The following is a 19341-nucleotide window of genomic DNA, read 5'->3' as shown; positions in this document are numbered from 1 at the left end:
TTTGCAGAGGCTGGGTGGGGATAACCAAACTAGAGATGCAGGAAAGAAGAATGGAGGTAAGCAAGGTGTTCATCCGAATAGCCGTTATCACTCCTGAACCGTTTTCTCTCCGGATTACGGCATATGCTGATACGTATCCCGGCATTCAATTCAGCGTTTTTCCTTACCAAAACCCGATGGAATGCGATTCGCTCCCTGCTGAACTGGACGAATGCGACGTGTGGCTGTTTGCAGGACCATTGCCTTCGTATTTTGCCCGCAAGCAGGCGCGCAGCAAAAGAATACCGTCCGTCTACATCCCATCCGATGAGTATACGCTGACGCTTACCTTGGCTCATATTTTGCTGAATCGCAAGGAAGGGCTGCGCGAATTGTCCATCGATATTCCCAAAAAAGAATACATCGAACAGGCTGTAGACGAACTCTCCCTTGATGCCTCCCGCTGGCGGGTACAAGACTTTAGCCAGATTATCGATGAGGAGGGGACACCTTTCGACCCTGAGGCCTTGATTCGCTTTCATCGGGAAAATGTGGAGAGCGGGAAGAGCAAACTCGCCCTGACCAGCGTGGATTACGTCTACGACCAGTTGACCCGTGCAGGCATACCCTGCATCAGCATGCTCGTGCCCGAAAAAAGCATTCGGGAGACGGTGGCACGGGCGACTTCCATCGGTCAGATGATGATCAGCGAGAACGCGCAGATCGCTGTCGGCTTAGCGGCGATCGATCCCAGAGAGGGGACGTTCCAGGAGAACGGGACCGATGCGGGAATCATGCTGCAGCAGATGCTGCTGGAGCTGGGCAAGGAGACGGATGCTTCGATCCAACAGCTTGGACTGGATCAGTTTATCCTGTACGGGACGCGAGGCAGTGTCGAGAAGATGACCGGCAATTTTTTGCATATGCCTGTCTTCGGGAATCTGGAAAAGCTGTTTGGCGTCACGATCAGTATGGGATTTGGTTTTGGCATGACGGCAAAAGAGGCGGAATCGAATGCCAGGATCGGCTTGTTCCATGCCCGCAAGCAGGTGGGAGTGAGCAGCGCATTTTTGGTTACGAAGGACAAGGAAGTAATTGGTCCGCTGAATGAAGATTTGAAAGCGTTTCATCTGAAAAGCGAGGATCGCACCGTCCTGCATGTGGCAGAAGAGACCGGGATCAGTGTCGCGACGCTCAACAAGCTGGTCGCGTTTATCCGTCTGCGCCGGGACAATCGTTTTACCGCAACAGATCTGGCCGCTTATTTGCAAGTCAGCAGACGAAGTGCGGAGCGAATCCTGAAAAAATTGGCAGACAAGGAATTTGTTCGGGCAGTAGGAGAGGAGCAGCCGTATCAGCAAGGGCGGCCGCGTGCGCTATATCGTATCAATTTTTAGAAAATTGCCTTGACGATTGATGCAATTTTCCGTATATTAATCCGTAAATTAGCGACGATATAACGACAATTGTCGCCAAAAACTGGATAAGGGGGTTGGAAGATGGCTTCGAGAGTGCCTCACGTGTTTGTGATCTTGTTTTCCGTCATTTTGCTTGCAGCGATCGCCACTTATGTTGTAACACCCGGTGAGTACGACCGTGCCGAGGATGCCACCGGACGCATGATTGCGGTAGATGGCACCTATCATACGGTGGAAGCTGACAGCATCGGTTTCATGGCTGTATTTGAATCGCTGTACACAGGGATGAATGCAGCAGCGGACATTATTTTTTACATTTTTATCGTAGGTGGTTCGTTCGGTATTCTCTTGTCGACCAATGTCGTTCAAGGTGCTGTAGGCAGTATTTCCAGGCAGATGGAAGGTCGAGAAAAACTGATTATTCCCGTGCTGATGATCTTCTTTGCTTTGGCAGGGGCGATGCTGGGGCTGGCGGAAGAGACGATCGCCTATATCACCATCCTGATTCCCTTGATGCTCCGCCTGGGCTTTGACTCGATGACAGGCGCAGCAGTGGTGCTGGTCGGTACCTCTGTGGGATTTACCACTGCGTTCATGAACCCGTTTACTGTCGGGGTGGCGCAGGGAATTGCCCAGATCCCGCTGTTTTCCGGGATGACCTTCCGGATTGTCATGTGGGTGATCTTTCTCATCATCAGTATCTGGTACGTGATGAGGTATGCGGGCAAGATCAAAAAGGACCCCAAACAGAGTGCTACGTATGACACAGATGCGGTTCTCCGCGAAAAACAAGATCCCGTCGAACAAGTGGCGGGCTTGACTGGAAAACAAAAGCTGGTGCTGCTCATCCTGGCAGCAGCCATTGTCATGCTGGCGATCGGCGTTACGCAGCTGGGCTGGTATTTGAAGGAAATCGCGGGATTGTTCCTGTTGATGGGTATTCTGACCGGGATCGTGTCCCGCCTTTCGTTCAATCAGATCGCCGAAGCGTTTATCGAGGGCTGTCGCACACTGGTCATGGGTGCACTGGTGGTCGGGGTTGCCCGCGGGATTCTGGTCATTTTGCAGGACGGCAAGATTCTCGACACCATCCTCTACGGCTTGGCCAATGCGGTAGGTTCCTTGCCGGCGGCTTTGACAGCCATCGGGATGTACGTCGTCCAATGTATGGTCAACTACATCATCCCGTCAGGCAGCGGGCAAGCGGCTGTGACGATGCCGATTATGGCTCCGCTTGGCGACCTGGTCGGCGTGACTCGTCAGACAGCCGTTCTCGCATTCCAACTCGGCGACGGAATCTCCAACATCTTTACGCCTACATCCGGTTATTTCATGGCAGGTCTCGCTCTGGCGGGAATCTCCTGGATCAAGTGGGTCAAATGGATCTGGCCGCTGATTCTCATTCACTATGTGCTGGGAGCAGTCTTCGTCACGATTGCCCATCTGATCGGCTATCAATAATAGGGGACGTGTGTAGAAGCCCCCGAGGAGGAGCAGCATGCAGATTACTTCGATCACAGTCACGGGGATCAGGCTTCCGCTGATTCGCCCGTTTATCGTGGCATATGAGACTTACGCCGATATGCCGACGCTGCTGGTAAAGGTGGAGACCGACACCGGGATTACCGGATACGGCGAGGCGACACCAGACCAGCACGTGACGGGGGAGACCTGGGAGAGTACCTACAGCTTGCTGGTTCACCAGCTTGGCCCGCTCGTCATCGGAGAAGATCCTTTCCAGATCGAGCGGATTCATGAAAAAATGGCGGGTGCCGTGTACGGCTGCCCGTCAGCGAAGGCAGCGATTGATATTGCCTGCTACGATATCATGGGCAAGGCGACCAATCAGCCTGTCTACAATCTGCTCGGGGGCCGCTTTCACGATCAATTGCCCGTTCCCTACGTAGTCAGCATTCTCGACCCTGACGTCATGGCAGAGGAAGCGAAGGAAGCCATCCGACAAGGGTACGAATCGATCAAGATCAAAGTGGGCACCAACCCAGTCGTCGATGTCAAACGAATTCAGGCGGTCCGTCGGGCGATCGGCGACCACGTGCAATTGCGTGTCGACGCCAACCAGGGCTGGAGAAACAAAGCCACGACCATGTGGGCCCTGGAGCAGGTAAAAACGTGCAATATCGATTGGATCGAGCAGCCCGTCATCGCTGACGACATCTCGGCATTGGCGGAAATTCGCCGACAAACCTATCTGTCGGTGATGATCGACGAAGGTGTGCACGGCGACCGGGAGATGCGCGAGACGATCATCAAGCAGGCAGCCGACAAGCTCAATATCAAGCTGATGAAATGCGGCGGCATCTATCCGGCCCTGAAGCTGGTGGCGCAAGCCGAGATGGCAGGGATGGAGTGCCAGGTGGGCTCGATGGTCGAGTCCGCCGTCGCATCGGCAGCAGGCGCGCATCTGAGCGCAGCCAAAAAAACCATTATCTCCAACGAGCTGGTAGGTCCGCTGATGTTTTCACGAGACGTCGCCGCCTTTCCGTATGAAGGAAAGCGGATTGTCCTGCCGACTCTCCCGGGCCTGGGGCTGTCGGTGGACGAGGAGACGATCGCGGAGTTGGCGCAGATGACTGCGGTGATCGGCAAATAAGAGCATTTTCTCAATGAGCAGGGTGATCCAATGACGCCCTGCTTTTATTTATCAAATATTTCCTGAGTGCAGGAATCTGGCGAAAATGAGAAAATGACTGGATCTACCTCCGTTTTCGCCCCCGTTCCCCAACATGCAGCGAAAAAGCGTTTCGATCCATAGGCTCGAAGCGCTTTTGTTATACCCCGAAACACCCATATAGAGCTGGCTGGTCCTAGTCGAAGGATGATTAAATTTTAAAAGCGCAAAGATCAAAATTACAAAGAGAAGCCGGAAATGCGTATAGTATGATTTTTCAAAAAGATCTTTTTGGTACCATTATAGGAGGATTGGACAGAAGATCTGGAGGGAAACGAATATGAATCTCGGGACCGTCTTTGAATGTGCAATCAGTCGCTATCCGGACCGTGTCGCGCTTGTTGAGAATGAAGTGAGGTATACCTTTGCGCAATTGAACGAGGAAGTAAATCGTCTGGCGACATCCTTGATGAAGCTGGGCGTGGCCCGCAGGGACCGCGTGATGGTTTTGCTGAAAAATCGGCGTGAAGCAGTATGTGTATTCTGGGCTACTCAAAAGCTGGGCGCGATCTTTACGCCCATCAACATGCGCTTGTCTCCAGAGGATACCCAGTACTGCATCAGTGATTCGGAGCCAAAGGCAGTCATCTTTGAAAGCAGCAGCCGACGCGCAGTAATGTCAGCAAAATTCAGCGATCGTCCTGTTTTTATCGGAGTGGATCATGGGGAGGGCGACGTCAGCTACGACGAATTGGTGCAAAGAGGGACTTCTTCGTTCGAGAGCGCCGTATTCGACGAGGAAGAGATTGCCTTGATGCTGTACACTTCGGGAACGACCGGATTTCCGAAAGGCGTGCCGCGCTCCCATAAAAATGAATACGCTTCCACCATCGCGCACATCATTCAAAACGCGTACGAGCCGTTTGAAAATACGCTGGGAGCCATGCCGCTGTACCACACGATGGGCATTCATTCCCTGTTGTCGATGTGCATGCTCAATGGCAAGTACGTCATACCGGTACAATCCGACCCGGTCTCCATGCTGTCCTTGCTGGAAAAAGAAAAAATCACTTGCTTGTACATGATCCCCCGCCTATACCATGAGCTGCTGGAAAACGGGAACAAAGCCGATTATGACCTGTCGGCATTGCAAAAAATCGGCTATGCAGGCGCTCCCATGTCCGAAGCCCTGACGCAAAAATGCTTCTCTTTCTTCAAACCCAAGCATTTCGTCAATCATTACGGCAGCACCGAAATCTACACATTTACCACCTGCTCTGCGCTGGACAAAAAACCGGGCTGTGCGGGCAAGCCTGGATTTCATCAGCGCATGCGGCTGATTGTCCCTGATCCATCTGGAGGCGCTACGCCACAAGACGTGGTTCCGAGCGGCCAGATCGGGGAAATCATCATTCACGCAGGGTCAGACGAAGCCTTCAAAGGCTACTGGAATCGCCCGGATGCTACCCGCAAGGCGATCCGCCACGACTGGTACTACACGGGTGATCTCGGCGTTTTGGATGATGAGGGAGATCTCTACATCGTCGGAAGAATTGATGAGATGCTGATTTCTGGAGGGGAAAACATCTCTCCGGTGGAGATCGAAGAAGTGTTGTCCAGTCATCCGAAGGTGGCAGAAGCCGTGGTCATCGGCGAGGAAGATGATCGCTGGGGACAGATTGTGGTCGCCTGCATCGTCCCGCAGGAGCCGGATGCCGGCCTGACGGTACAGGAGCTAGACCAGTATTGCAAGCAGCACGCGAAGCTGTCCAATAGCAAGCGGCCGCGCAAATACCTGTTCGTAGACGAGCTTCCGAGAAATGCGTCTGGCAAGATACTTCGCCGGGAGCTGAACCACCTTTTGGCGCAGAGAAACAACACGTAGGAAAGAGGGGATCCTGTTGGCTGGGCTGCTCATTATCGACGATGAAATAGAAACCGGTGAAGAAATTCGATCGATTCTGGCGGGAAGCCAGTACAATTACCTTCCCGTGTACGAGTGCGACAACGCGCAGAAGGGATTGGCGATGGTTCGAGACTATCAGCCGAACATGGTCATCCTCGATTTGTCTCTTCCAGACATGGACGGGATCGAGTGCGGCAAGCGCATCCTGGAGCAGTATCCGTACATCCCCATTGTCGTCCTGACACAACTGCAGATGTTCGAAGTGGTTCAGGCTGCCATCAATGCAGGGTTTTCCGGATATTTGTTAAAGCCCGTGGCCCGATTGGAATTCCTGGCCGCCTGTGATCGGCTTCTCATGCCGCAGCTGTGGAGGGAGACCACATCGGTCAGAAAAAGCGCTCATTCTCCGGAATCGGACAAGATCGATTACGGAAATCCCATTCAAAGCTCGCTGCAGTACATCCATGGCCACTATCATGAGCCGATCACGCTGCACGATGTGGCGGATCGTGTGTACCTGAGCAGTTCCCATTTCAGCCGCCTCTTCAAAGCGGAGATGCGGGTGACGTTTGTGGAGTATCTGACCAAATACCGCGTCGAGCAGGCGAAAAAGCTGTTGAAAATGACGGCGCTGCCGGTCGAAGTGATCGCGAATCATGCAGGCTTTACGAATGCTGGATACTTCGCCACAACGTTTAAACGCTTGGAAAATATCACGCCAACCGAATACAGGCAGATGTTTTCCAGCCTGCTCGCCAAGAGTGAGTAAAAAGCAAAAATCTCAAGATGAGGATGCGAAGAATTTAAAACCGCATAATTCGAAATATTCCTATTATAGTTTCAAGCACGCTACTTCCCGATGTGAGGTGATGCAGAGGTGATGGAAGTATACCGCGGATTGAAGCGTTGTCTGCAAAGCCGGGAGCGCGGAGTCGTGGCGACGATCATTCATGTCGAGGGTTCTACGTACAGGAGGGAAGGAGCAGCGTGTCTCCTCCTGGAACACGGGGAAGTGATCGGGACACTGAGCGCGGGCTGCGTCGAAAGTGACTTGCTTGAGCATGCCAGGCATGTGCTGCAGACAGGAAGACCTGCGGTGCATCGCTACGATTTCCGTGCGGAAGAGGATCTGCTCTGGGGACTTGGGGTTGGCTGCAACGGTGCGATGCAAATCCTGCTTCAGCCCTATGATCCCAAGCACGCTCCCCACCAAGCCGAACAGCTTTTTCACATCTATGAGGCAAAGGCGATGACCCGAGAGGTGTGCATGAGCGGCGTCATCATCCAGACCGGTGATCCAGCCAAGCAGCCTGTGGGGAGTGTGTTTTTCCTCGATCAGGATGAACAGCAAACCCTCGGACTGCCTGCGCAGGCGAAAGGGCTGTACCAAGTGATCAGGGACGAAGTGGAGATTACCCTTTTTGCAGAAACGATACAGCCGCGAACGCCGCTGGTCATCTGCGGCGCTGGGCCGGACGCCGTACCGCTCGTGCGGGGAGCGCGAGAGCTAGGCTGGCATGTGACGGTGATCGATCATCGCCAACTGTCCCTCCGGCATCCGGTCATTGCCGATGCGGACGAGGTGGTGCTGGTTGCTCGGCAGGAGTATGGATCCATCTCCGTGAGGGAGGATGCCTATGTCGTCGTGATGACTCATCAGTATGAGCTGGATCTGATGCTGCTCAGACGATTGATGGAGTCGCCCATTCCGTATCTGGGCGTGCTTGGTCCGCGCAGACGCACGGAGCAGATCCTGCGGGAGATCAGCGAAGAGCGAGGAAGATTCGATCAGGATGAGCGAAACAAGCTGCATGCTCCTGTAGGACTGGACATCGGTGCTGATTCCCCCGAGGAAATCGCGCTGAGCATTTTGGCAGAGATCAGCAGTTGCCGCAGCGGACGCAGCGGGCTATCCCTGAAAGGAAGAAGCGAGCCCTTGCATGAGCGGCGCAAGGAACCTCTTCTGGCAGCGAAGTCATAACCGTTCCAGGCTGGATATGGCTTGTGGAGTCTGTTGCTCAAAAACCTCAGTATTCACATGCGAAAACTACAAATTTTACCAGATAAAAGAGAGGAGGAAGCAGCGAGTGGAGACGAAACAGATCGGAAAACCGATGAAGCGCGTAGAAGACGCGCGACTCACTTCCGGGCAAGGCAGCTTCATCGAGGACATGAATCCCCTGCCCCATATTCATCACGCCGCCATCCTGCGAAGCCCGTATCCCCATGCGCGAATCAAGGCGATCCGCACGCAGGTAGCCGAAGAGATGCCAGGTGTGAAGGGCGTGGTGACCGGACAGGATGTGGCGGCCTGCACGAATCCTTTTCCGGTAGGTGTGACGGCTTCCGTGCACTATTACTCTCTGGCGGTAGACAAGGTGCGGTATGTCGGGGAGCCGGTAGCGGTCGTAGTCGCCAAGAACCGCTATTTGGCCGAGGATGCGCTGGAGAAGATCGAGGTGGAATACGAGCCCCTTCCCGCAGTCGTCGAGATCGAGCAGGCATTGCTTCCAGATTCCCCGCTGCTGCATGAGCAGGTTGGCTCCAACATCGCCAACCATCGGCATTTTTCCTACGGGGACCCTGACAAGGCCTTCCGCGAAGCAGATGTCGTAATCAAGCACAAGTTTGCCTTTCCCAAATACAGCGCCACGCCTGTCGAGACCTATGGAGTAATTGCTTCTTATCAGTCAAGTGATGACAGCCTGACGATCTGGTCCAATTTTCACGGGCCGTTTACCTTGCAGTCCGTCATGGCCGCAGCCTTGCGGATCGACAGCAACCGGCTCCGCATTCTGATTCCCAAGGATGTGGGAGGCAGCTACGGGATCAAGTCCGGTGTCTACCCCTATATGGTGCTGATGGGCGTAGTCTCGAAAAAACTGGGCTTGCCAGTCAAATGGATCGAGGATCGCCAGGAGCATCTCATGGCGAGCTCGAGCGGCACCGATCGGGTGACATGGATCGAGGCGGCGGTGAAGCGGGACGGTACGGTCACGGGATTGCGAATGAAAATGGTAGACAGTGTAGGGGCCTACGTGCGAGCGCCGGAGCCCGCCTGCCTGTACCGGACGCATTCCAACACTACCGGCGCGTATCGGATCGAGCATTTGCAGATGGAGACCATCGCGGTCATGACCAACAAAAGTCCGACGGGGCTGATACGGGGCTATGGCGGACAGCAGCTCTATTTTCCGCTCGAGCGCATCATGCAGATGGTGGCGACGAAGCTGGGACTCGATCCGGCAGAGGTCCTTCGCATAAATCTGCTGGGGAAAGAAGAGTTTCCCTACCAAACGCCTTCAGGCGGCATCTACGACAGCGGTGATTACAAGAGTGCGTTTGACAAGCTGATCGGAATGGTCGGATACGAGGAGTTTCGCCAACGCCAAAAGGAAGCCCGGTCAAAAGGGAAGCTGCTGGGAATCGGTCTGGCCTGCATCGTCGAGCCCTCCGGCTCCAATATGGGCTATATCACTGTCGCATTGACTCCCGAGGAGCGGTCAAAATCATTGCCCAAATCAGGATGTGCAGAAGGCGCGACCGTGTCCATCGATCCGATGGGCGGCATCAGCGTCCGCATCAGTACGGCTCCGACAGGGCAGGGGCATGAGACGGTGGCAGCACAGATCGTAGGAGAAGTATTGGGCGTAGATCCTTGCACGGTCAAAGTCGTAGCAGAGATGGACACCTTGACCAGTCCCTGGTCTGTGGCATCGGGCAGCTATTCGAGTCGATTTGCCCCCATCGGTTCCAGTGCAGTCTACCAGGCGGCTGGCAAGGTTCGGGAAAAGCTGCTGCGGATAGCGGCCGATCAGCTCGGGTGCTCGCCGGATCAACTGGAGATGAAAGGCGGAAAAGTCGCACTGAGAAATGATCCTGCCAAGCAGGTTTCGCTCAGGAGACTGGTCGGTTCGGCCCACTGGAATCCGCAGGGTCTGCCAGCGGGGACGGAGCCGGGCATTCACGAGACCGCCTTTTATACGATTCCTACGGCACAACCCCCGGATGAACAGGATCGGGTCAACGGTTCGGCTGCCTACGGATTCGTCGCGGATGCGGTCGTCGTCGAGGTAGATGCAGCCACGGGGGATGTGAAAATCCTGAATTACTGCACGGTGCATGACGCTGGCGTGCTGCTGAATCCCCTGATCGCCGACGGACAGATCATGGGCGGTCTGGCTCACGGCTTGGGCGGCGCGCTCTATGAGGAGCTTGCCTATGACAAAAACGGCCAATTTCTCTCCGGCAGCTTCATGGACTACTTATGTCCGACCGCTACCGAGATGCCTCCTGTCACCATCGGGCATATCGAGTCGCCGTCCCCGCTGACACCGCTCGGGGCAAAAGGGCTGGGAGAAGGAAATACGATGAGCGCTCCGGTCGTCATCGCCAATGCAGTGGCGGATGCGCTCGCTGAATGGGATGTAACGGTCGACACGCTTCCCCTGTCGCCGAACCGCGTCTGGTCATGGATCCAGCAATCGAAGAAAAAGAAGGAGGAATACGCATGAACGGCAATGGTTCTGTCGAGCTGAACGCGACAGTGGAGCAGGTATGGGCGAAGATCCTGGATCCGGAAGTGCTGGCCGAGTGCATGATGGGCTGCAAGGAGCTGGTGCTTGTGGAGGATGGCAAATACCGTGCGGATCTGGCTGTCGGAGTAGCGGCGGTCAAAGGAAAATACGATGCCACGATTCAATTGGCAGATGTGATCGAGCGAAAAAGCTACAAGCTGATTGTACGGGGCGAAGGAGCGCCAGGCTTTGTCGAGGCAGAAGGACTGATCGAACTGGCCCCCGGAGAGGATGGCAGCACGACGCTCACTTATACTTACACAGCCGAGGTAGGGGGAAAGGTGGCCTCGATCGGTCAACGGATGCTGGGCGGCGTCGCCAAGCTGCTGATTACGGATTTTTTCAAAAAGCTGAAGAAGCATGTGGATAAGGAACAAAAAACAGCCTGACAAAAATTCGGAGGGGATAGAGATGAAACCGGCAGCATTTGATTATCTTCGTCCCTCCACGGTGGAGGAGGCGTGCCAATACTTGCAGGAGTACGGCGAGGAAGGGAAGCTGATCGCCGGAGGGCAGAGTCTGGTCCCGATCCTCAACATGCGCCTGTCCACGCCCGAGTGCCTGATCGATATCAGCGGACTGGAAGAATTGAAGTACATCCGGGAGGAAGGGGACTGGCTGCACATCGGAGCGTTGACCAGGCAAAGGGACGTAGAGAGGTCCGCTCTTGTCAGAGAAAAAACACCGCTGCTTGCGGAGGCCTTGCCCTACATCGGGCATATGCAGACGCGCAATCGCGGCACTTTCGGGGGCAGCCTCGTCCACGCCGATCCGACGGCCGAGATTCCCTTGTCCCTGTTGGCATTGCAAGCTGCAGTCGTCATCCAAAGCGCGGAGGAAATTCGGGCAGTGGACGTGGAGGATTTCTTCATCACCTATCTGACGACGGATCTCATGCCGAACGAGATACTGCGTGAGGTGAAAATCCCCACAAGGCATATACCCAAAGGCTACTCATTCCAGGAGTACAGCCGCAAACACGGAGATTTTGCACTGGTTTCGGCGGCATGTGTACTCGATGTCGACGAACAGGAGCGGATCGCTTCCGTCAGGCTGACTTTGGGCGGAGTAGATGCGGTTCCGGTGCTGGCCCGCGAGGTGGAGGGTCTCATCCTCGGCGAAAAGCTGACGGATTCGCTGCTGCTGGAAGCGAGCCGTGCAGCGGCAGCCGATATCGATCCGGAAGGGGATCTGCACGCCAGCAGGGAGTATCGCCTCCACCTGGCCCAGGTATTTGCGGCACGGGTGTTGGAGACCGCCTACCATCGCGCGGTATTGGGAAAGGGGAGTGCGACGTGATGCAGGTAAAGCGCGAGGAACGATACAGCCTGCGCTTGCAGGTAAACGGCAAGCGCTATGAGGAACAGGTCGAACCCCGAAAGCTGTTGAGCGATTTTCTGCGGGAGGACTGCGGCTTGACGGGCACGCATGTCGGCTGCGAACACGGCGTATGCGGAGCTTGCACAGTGCTGGTGGACGGCAGAGCGGTTCGCAGCTGTCTGATCCTGGCGATTCAGGCGGAAGGCGCCGACATCACGACAGTAGAGGGATTGGCGAAGGATGGGAAACCCCACCCCCTGCAGGAAGCGTTCTCGGAATGTCACGCCCTGCAATGCGGATTTTGCACGCCAGGCATCCTGATGTCCTCCGTCGAGTTTTTGCAGACTCATGCCGATCCGGGCAAGGAGGAAATTGCCGATATGTTGTCCGGTCACTTGTGCAGATGCACGGGCTACAAGGGAATCGTAGAGGCCGTGCAGCAAGTGGCCGATCGAAGGAAGGAAGGTGAAGTACGTGAATCTGGGGACCCTGTTTCAATTTGCAGTCGAACGACACCCACAGTATGAGGCACTCGTACAAGGCGAAAAACGATTTACTTACGCCGAACTGAATCAGGAGGTCGACCATGCCGCAGCTGGTCTGCAGTCCCTCGGAATTAAAAGACATGACCGCGTCGTCCTCGTACTAAAAAATCGTCTGGAAATGGTCATCCTGTACTGGGCGATTCAAAAGATCGGCGCCGTGTTCACTCCAATCAACTTCCGATTGACGGCAGAAGAGATTGAATATTGCGTCAAAGATGCGCAGGCAAAGGCTGTCATCTATGAACCGGTCAGCGAGCATGCCGTTCTTGCGGCCGTGCATGGAATGGATACGATCAAGGTGGCCGTCCTGCAAGCGAGGGGAGCAGACATCCAGTACGAGGAGCTGCGGCACAAGAGCAAGCAACCGCTTGTGCGAAGCGAAAGCGACGGAGATGATCTCTGCCTGATGCTGTACACCTCCGGCACGACCGGAAGGCCCAAGGGCGTTCCGCGAACCCATCGCAATGAGTACAGCGCCGCTGTCGCCCACATCATTCAAAATCAGTATGTCTTTCAGGAAAGCACGATTGGGGTCATGCCGCTATACCACACCATGGGCATGCGCTCCCTCCTCTCCATCGCATTGCTGAACGGCAAGATGGTCATGACGCCTGATTACGATGCGGAGACGGTCCTGGAGACGCTGGAAAAAGAAAAGCTCTCATGCGTGTATCTCGTTCCTACCATTTTTCACGATCTTGTCTATCATCCTAAGTTCGCTCAATACGATCTCTCTTCTCTCAAAAAACTGGGCTATGCCGGAGCAGCGATGACCAAGGCCCTGACAGAGGAAATCTTCGCCAAGCTAAAGCCCAAGGTGTTCGTCAACCACTACGGCTCATCAGAGGTATACACCTTTTCCATCTGTGATTATCTCGACCGCAAGCCGGGGTGTGCGGGGAAGCCGGGCTTTCACCAGCGATTGCGCGTCGTCGTGGCAGACCCGGATGGAGGTTCCACTCCTGAGGATGTGGTCCAGACAGGGGTTCCGGGAGAGATCATCGTGGATTTGCGTTCCCAGGAAGCCTTTCAGGGATATTGGAATCGTCCCGACGCTACGCGCAAGGCCATTCGTGAGGGCTGGTACTTCACGGGAGACATGGGGAGCTTCGATGAAGACGGCGACCTGTATGTCCTGGGGCGCGTGGACGACATGATTATCTCCGGGGGAGAAAACATCCACCCGTTGGAGGTGGAGGATGTCATCGCCAAGCATCCCAAGGTCGCGGAGGTAGCTGTGGTGGGGTTGCCCGATCAGCGATGGGGAGAAGTCGTAACGGCCTTTATCGTCGCCCATGATCCCCAGTTAAACGCTGAGGAGCTGGACGAATTCTGCCGACAAAGCAAGCATTTGTCCAACTTCAAGAGACCGAGAAAGTACGTTTTGGTAGATTCGATCCCCAAAAGTCCCGTCGGAAAAATCCTGCGGCGGATGCTTCGGGATGGCTACGCTCAACCAAGCCCAACAAAAAAGGAGAGTGTTTCGTAATGGAAAAACAAACAAGCAGCCTCGCAGCTACGCAGTGGGATCACATTCGCGTCGAGAAAAACGCGGAAAAAAAGACCGCGACCATCATCCTGGATCGTCCGGAAAAAATGAATACGCTCAGCTTTATCGGCCGCTCCCAGTTGAACCAGATTTTCCAGGAGCTGAACGAAGACGATGATGTGCGTGTCATCGTGCTGAAAGGGGAGGGAACCCAGGCTTTTTCTTCGGGGGGCACGATTGCACAGTTCATGGAACGCCACCCTGAGGAGCTGTCTGTTCTCCATAAAAATGTTGCCGCTCCGGAACGCTCGCCAAAGCCGGTGATTGCTCAACTGCAAGGCTATACCTTCGGCGTGGGGCTGGAGATCGCCATGGCGTGTGATTTCCGCGTCGCTTCCGATACGACATTGCTCGCCCTGCCGGAGATCAAGCTTGGCATGATTCCGGGAAGCGGCGGCACCCAACGAATCGCCAGACTGGCAGGCTTGGGACGCGCCAAGGATATGATCATGCGCGGTAGACGAATTCCAGCCGCAGAAGCGTATCAATGGGGGCTGCTCACTACAGTCGTGCCGCAGGAAAAACTGGAGCAGGCTGTAGCAGATCTCGTCGACGAGCTGCTGGAATACTCGCCGCTTGCCCTGCGCGTCTTGAAGCAGGTGTTGAACGCCTCCCAAGAGGGATCACTGAGCGCGGGGCTGGAGATCGAAGGCTATGCCTATGGCATGCTGCGCAGCACGGACGACTTCCGTGAAGGGGTAGAGGCCTTCAACGAAAAACGGAAGCCGAATTTTACCGGGAAGTAAGAGAGGGGAGGCTCGGGGCTGACAAAGCGAATACCCGAGCCTGGGCTCCGCTTCAACAATAGATGATTGGAGGTTATGAACATGTCCATGACAAACAGTACGACGGTGCTTTCCAGCAATCAGCCGCCGAAGGTAGAGATCAGCCGCCGCCAGATGGTAAATGCATCGATCGCATCTCTTCTGGGATGGGCTCTTGATTTGTTTGATCTCTTTGTCCTTCTTTATGTGGCACCTGTGATTGGCAAGCTCTTTTTTCCCACCGAGCTGCCTACGCTTTCCCTGGCAGCTGTCTATGCTTCCTTCGCCGTCACACTACTGATGCGGCCGATCGGCTCCGCTTTGTTTGGTTCGTACGCGGACCGAAAAGGGCGCAAAAAAGCCATGATTGTGGCTGTCATCGGTGTCGGCGTAGCCACGGCCTTGTTTGGAGCATTGCCGACGGTACATCAGATTGGTGTCGGTGCATCGATCATCTTTTTGATTCTCAGGCTGGTGCAGGGCATTTTTGTAGGCGGCGTGGTTGCCTCGACGCATACGATCGGTACAGAATCGGTCCCGCCAAAATGGCGCGGATTCATGTCCGGGTTTGTCGGGGGCGGAGGTGCAGGTCTGGGCGCTTTGCTCGCTTCCATCGTCTACTTTATTGTCTCTGAAGCATTTCCCGGCGAAGCGTTTGATGCATGGGGCTGGAGATTTATGTTTTTTGCCGGCATCCTCAGCGCTGTGCTAGGCGTGTTTGTTTTCAAATCGCTGGAGGAATCCCCGTTGTGGCTGCAAGCCCAGCAAAAAAAGGAAGCGGCGAAAAAACCGGAGGGGTCGCCTGTCAAAATGATTTTCACGCAATACCGGAATGTGCTTTTGGTCAATCTCATGCTCGTGACCGGCGGCGGAACTGCTTACTATCTCACATCCGGTTATTTGCCTACTTTCCTGAATGTCATCAATAAGGTGTCCAGCGGTACCGCTTCTCTGATTCTCATGGGAGCAAGTGTAAGCGCCATCATTTCGGCCGTCTTGTTTGGCTATCTCAGTGATGTAATCGGCAGGAAAAAGACCTTTTTGCTCATTGGCTTCATCAATCTGATTCTGTTGCCTGTTCTCTTCATTCAATTGGGAAGCGCAACCTCAATCCCGATGATCACCTTCTACGCCCTCGCGCTGGCATTTTTGGGCAATGCAGCTTATGCCCCGATCCTGATTTTTCTCAATGAACGCTTCCCGACATCGATCCGGTCGAGCGGAACAGGTCTTTCCTGGAACATGGGCTTTGCGGTCGGGGGCATGATGCCTACCTTTGTCACGCTGGCGAGCGGAACGACCGAAAATATTCCTTACTCGCTAATGGGCTTTTCAATCGCCGTGTTTGTGGTGTATGTAATCGGCAGCTTGGTGATACCGGAGACCAAGGGCAATTTTGAATAACGAGAGGAGGTTGTCATGCGACTCGTGGTAGGGATTTCGGGGGCGAGCGGAGCCATTTATGGCGTGCGGATCGTAGAGCAATGCTGCAAATTGGGCGTGGAGGTTCATCTGGTGGTAAGCAGCACAGCGATTCGCACGATCGAGTACGAAACGAATTACCGGATGGAAGATTTGCGGAGGATGGCGAGCAAGGTATACGACAACCAGGATCTGGGGGCTGCGATTTCCAGCGGCTCGTATCTGGTCGACGGCATGATCGTTGCGCCATGTTCCATCAAAACCCTCTCCGGAATCGCCAACAGCTACAATAGCGAGCTGTTGACGAGAGCCGCGGATGTGCAATTGAAGGAACGCAGAAAGCTGGTGCTGATGCTGCGTGAGACGCCGCTCCACCTCGGCCATATCCAGCAGATGCTCGCGGTCACGCAGATGGGAGGAATCATTCTCCCCCCGGTCCCGTCTTTTTACCATCTTCCGCAAAGCATCGACGACATCGTGAATCAAAGCGTGCAGAAGGCTCTCGACCAATTTCGTCTGGAAGCCCATCTGTTTGAGAGATGGCAGGGTATGGAGCAAGGAGAAAAAAAGAGGGAGGGGTACAGGTGACCCGATATTACAATTACATTGGCGGAGAGTGGACGTCCTCCGTTTCGGGAGAGTGGTTGGAATCTTTTAATCCTGCTACGGGGGAGCTGGTAGGATACGCACAGAACTCTGCAGTTCAGGACGTGGAGCAAGCGATAGACAAAATGTACGAAGTCTTTCAGAGAAGCGATTGGGGATACAATCCCAAGAGGCGTTATGAAGCATTGCTTGGCTTGGCGCAAAAAATGGAGGAGCAGCTCGAACGCCTCGCTGTCATTCTAACCCGCGAGCAGGGAAAGACGATCAAGGAATCCCGCCAGGAGCTGGCCGGCTGTGTCGATACGCTAAAGTATTTCGCAGGTGCGGCACGGACGGTGTTTGGCCGCTCTGTGCAACTGGAGCCGCATAATTTTGGCGTCATCACCAAGGAGCCGATCGGCGTAGTCGGGATCATATCGCCGTGGAATTGGCCTGCGCTTTTGATGATTCGGGAGCTTGCTCCGGCACTCGCGGCGGGCAATGCGGTGCTGGTAAAACCGGCTAGCCTCACGCCAGCTATATCTGTTGAAATATTCAAACTGATTGATCAGGTGCCGCAGTTCACCAAGGGTATTGTCAGTATCGTGACAGGTCCCGGCCGAAGTATTGGGGCTGCAATGGGGACGAGCAAGAAGATGGATATGATCAGTTTCACGGGCGATACATCAACAGGTAAACAGATCATGGAGATGGCCACCAGCAATATCAAGAAGCTGGCGCTGGAATTGGGCGGAAAATCTCCCAATGTGGTATTTGCAGATGCCGATCTTGACAAGGCCATTCCTGTGATCGGCCGTTCCATTTTCATCTCTGCGGGGCAGATCTGCATGGCTGGTTCGCGGCTGCTTGTACATGAATCCGTAAAAGGCGAGGTCTTGTCGCGCATGAAGCGATACGCGGAGAATCTGCGTGTCGGCAATGGATTGGAAGAGTCGACCGACATGGGACCGGTCGTCAATCAGGCTCAGTTGGAGCTAATCGCCAATTACTGTGAAATTGGACGGAGCGAAGGAAAAATCGTCACGGGGGGCCAGCGGATTACAGGCGGAGCATTTGATCAGGGAAGCTTTTTTGCACCGACGATCATCGATGAGTTGCCTTCGCATTGCCGCGTCGTGCGCGAGGAAATATTTGGTCCGGTGCTCGCCGTTCAAAGCTTTGCGAGGGAAGAAGAGGCACTCGAGATGGCGAATGACTCAGACTTCGGCCTGTCGGCAGGGGTGTGGACTCGTGACCTGAATCGGGCAATGCGCATGTCGAAAGGAATCCGCGCGGGGACGGTCTGGATCAATACGTACAATAAAAATTTCCCGGAGGCAGAGTTCGGGGGCTACAAGCAGAGCGGATTAGGCCGCACCCGGGGCGTGGATGGACTGATGGAATACTGCGAGACGAAGCATATTCATTTTGAAATAGATGACTTGCCGAGCGAAGAGGGGAGGGAAGACCGATGAGTGCGAATCAAAGCGTGCAGGGAATCGAATCTCCTTTTTCCTTTCACTTGCCCACCAACGTCCAGTTCGGGGTGGGCAGCGCATCCCGTCTTGGAGAGATGCTTTTGTCGATGGGCGTACGCCGCGTCTTCCTCGTCACAGATCAAGGAGTGCGACAGGCGGGACTTTTGGATGAAGTGATACACTCACTGGAAGAAAAAGGGCTTCATTTCCAGATCTACGCCGATGTCGAGCCTGACCCCAGTCTGGAGACCATCCAAGCGGGTGCAGCCATGTTCCAGCAGCAGTCCTTCGACTGCATGGTGGCGATCGGGGGAGGCAGTCCGATCGATACGGCCAAGGGAATTCGCGTGTTGGCGGCAAATGGCGGCGGCATCGGCCAGTATGCGGGCGTCAATCGCGTCCCTGCAGCATCCGCGATCCCGTTGATTGCAATTCCGACCACTTCCGGCACGGGGAGCGAGGTGACGATCTTCGGAGTTTATTCCGACTGGGAGAACCACGTCAAGATAACCGTAACAAGCCCGCATATGGCTCCATCGACCGCCTTGATCGATCCTGCCCTGACGTTGAGCTTGCCGGCAAAAATGACGGCTGCGACTGGAATTGACGCGCTGGCCCACGGGATTGAGACGTTTTTTTCCCTGCGTTCCAGCCCGGCTTCCGATGCCCTCGCCATCCATGCGATGAAGATGATTGCGCCGCATTTGCGCCGAGCGGTTCGAGACGGAGCAGACATGGAAGCACGGATCGGAATGTCCCAGGGCAGCGTGCTGGCCGGGATGGCATTTAACAACGGCTTCTTAGGCCTTGCTCATGCTATCGGAAGCGCGCTCTCGGGACATTGCCACGTTCCGCACGGGGTTGCTATTGGCTTGCTGCTGCCGCATGTGGTGGCGTTCAATACACCTGTACGTCCGGAAAAAGCGGAGTTGATCGCAGATGTTCTGGGCAGCGTTCAGAAAGAAACGGGAACGGCAGCTGAATTGGTTGGTCAGCTTGTCCAAGATATTGGTCTCCCGCAAAGACTGCAGGAAGTGGGTGTTCCAGAAGCAAAGCTGGTCGACATCGCCAAAGACTCCTTTAAAAGCGGCATGATGAAATGGAATCCTCGGCTGCCGACCGAGCAGGAAGTCCTGGAGCTTTTGCAAAAAGCGTTTTAATCATTTCAT

At 54.8% G+C, this 19341-nt stretch carries 16 protein-coding genes; all 16 read left to right on the top strand.

The genetic code is table 11. From position 1 onward, the window contains the following. Nucleotides 1-65 precede the first annotated feature (65 nt). The 16 genes from T458_RS47400 (at nucleotide 66) to T458_RS47325 (ending at nucleotide 19332) form a co-directional block, all read left to right on the top strand. Entirely contained in the window at nucleotides 66-1376 is a 1311-nt protein-coding gene (locus T458_RS47400) for a helix-turn-helix domain-containing protein (protein ID WP_031306063.1), read from the top strand. 102 nt (nucleotides 1377-1478) lie between these two features. Next, complete coding sequence (locus tag T458_RS47395; RefSeq protein WP_023558129.1) at nucleotides 1479-2858, top strand: YfcC family protein; 1380 nt, start codon at nucleotides 1479-1481, stop codon at nucleotides 2856-2858. A gap of 37 nt (nucleotides 2859-2895) precedes the next feature. Further along, entirely contained in the window at nucleotides 2896-4008 is a 1113-nt protein-coding gene (locus T458_RS47390) for a mandelate racemase/muconate lactonizing enzyme family protein (protein WP_023558128.1), read from the top strand. 358 nt (nucleotides 4009-4366) lie between these two features. Then, a complete protein-coding gene (locus tag T458_RS47385) occupies nucleotides 4367-5911 on the top strand; it encodes a class I adenylate-forming enzyme family protein (protein ID WP_023558127.1) in 1545 nt (514 codons plus the stop codon). Between the two features lie 16 nt (nucleotides 5912-5927). Continuing rightward, a complete protein-coding gene (locus T458_RS47380; RefSeq protein WP_023558126.1) occupies nucleotides 5928-6701 on the top strand; it encodes a response regulator in 774 nt (257 codons plus the stop codon). Between the two features lie 111 nt (nucleotides 6702-6812). After that, the gene (locus tag T458_RS47375; RefSeq protein WP_023558125.1) at nucleotides 6813-7913 is read left to right on the top strand and encodes an XdhC family protein; all 1101 of its coding nucleotides are present in this window, start codon (nucleotides 6813-6815) and stop codon (nucleotides 7911-7913) included. Between the two features lie 106 nt (nucleotides 7914-8019). Further along, on the top strand, nucleotides 8020-10446 hold the full coding sequence (locus tag T458_RS47370; RefSeq protein ID WP_023558124.1) for a xanthine dehydrogenase family protein molybdopterin-binding subunit: 2427 nt from the start codon (nucleotides 8020-8022) through the stop codon (nucleotides 10444-10446). Beyond that, a complete protein-coding gene (locus T458_RS47365; protein ID WP_023558123.1) occupies nucleotides 10443-10898 on the top strand; it encodes an SRPBCC family protein in 456 nt (151 codons plus the stop codon). The genes T458_RS47370 and T458_RS47365 overlap by 4 nt, the downstream gene beginning before the upstream one ends. Nucleotides 10899-10920: 22 nt before the next feature. Then, nucleotides 10921-11808, top strand: a complete 888-nt coding sequence (locus T458_RS47360) for an FAD binding domain-containing protein (protein ID WP_023558122.1) — start codon at nucleotides 10921-10923, stop codon at nucleotides 11806-11808. Further along, nucleotides 11808-12356: a (2Fe-2S)-binding protein gene (locus T458_RS47355; protein ID WP_023558121.1), complete on the top strand. Its 549-nt coding sequence runs from the start codon at nucleotides 11808-11810 to the stop codon at nucleotides 12354-12356. Before T458_RS47360 ends, T458_RS47355 begins: the two co-directional genes overlap by 1 nt. Continuing rightward, on the top strand, nucleotides 12304-13863 hold the full coding sequence (locus T458_RS47350; protein WP_023558120.1) for a class I adenylate-forming enzyme family protein: 1560 nt from the start codon (nucleotides 12304-12306) through the stop codon (nucleotides 13861-13863). Before T458_RS47355 ends, T458_RS47350 begins: the two co-directional genes overlap by 53 nt. Then, nucleotides 13863-14669 (top strand): enoyl-CoA hydratase/isomerase family protein, encoded by an 807-nt coding sequence (locus T458_RS47345; RefSeq protein ID WP_023558119.1) that lies wholly within the window; start codon nucleotides 13863-13865, stop codon nucleotides 14667-14669. Before T458_RS47350 ends, T458_RS47345 begins: the two co-directional genes overlap by 1 nt. Nucleotides 14670-14750: 81 nt before the next feature. After that, nucleotides 14751-16091 (top strand): MFS transporter, encoded by a 1341-nt coding sequence (locus T458_RS47340; RefSeq protein ID WP_023558118.1) that lies wholly within the window; start codon nucleotides 14751-14753, stop codon nucleotides 16089-16091. A 15-nt stretch (nucleotides 16092-16106) separates the two neighbouring features. Further along, nucleotides 16107-16697: a UbiX family flavin prenyltransferase gene (locus T458_RS47335; protein WP_023558117.1), complete on the top strand. Its 591-nt coding sequence runs from the start codon at nucleotides 16107-16109 to the stop codon at nucleotides 16695-16697. Beyond that, nucleotides 16694-18169 carry an aldehyde dehydrogenase family protein gene (locus tag T458_RS47330; RefSeq protein WP_023558116.1) on the top strand — a complete coding sequence of 492 codons (1476 nt, stop codon included), beginning with the start codon at nucleotides 16694-16696 and terminating at the stop codon, nucleotides 18167-18169. Before T458_RS47335 ends, T458_RS47330 begins: the two co-directional genes overlap by 4 nt. Beyond that, nucleotides 18166-19332: an iron-containing alcohol dehydrogenase family protein gene (locus T458_RS47325; RefSeq protein ID WP_023558115.1), complete on the top strand. Its 1167-nt coding sequence runs from the start codon at nucleotides 18166-18168 to the stop codon at nucleotides 19330-19332. The genes T458_RS47330 and T458_RS47325 overlap by 4 nt, the downstream gene beginning before the upstream one ends. Nucleotides 19333-19341: the final 9 nt, after the last annotated feature.

It is taken from the genome of Brevibacillus panacihumi W25 (assembly GCF_000503775.1).
Taxonomy (GTDB): Bacteria; Bacillota; Bacilli; order Brevibacillales; family Brevibacillaceae; genus Brevibacillus; species Brevibacillus panacihumi_A.
The sequence above is the reverse complement of the archived record's forward strand: the minus strand, read 5'-3'. Positions and strand labels throughout refer to the sequence as shown.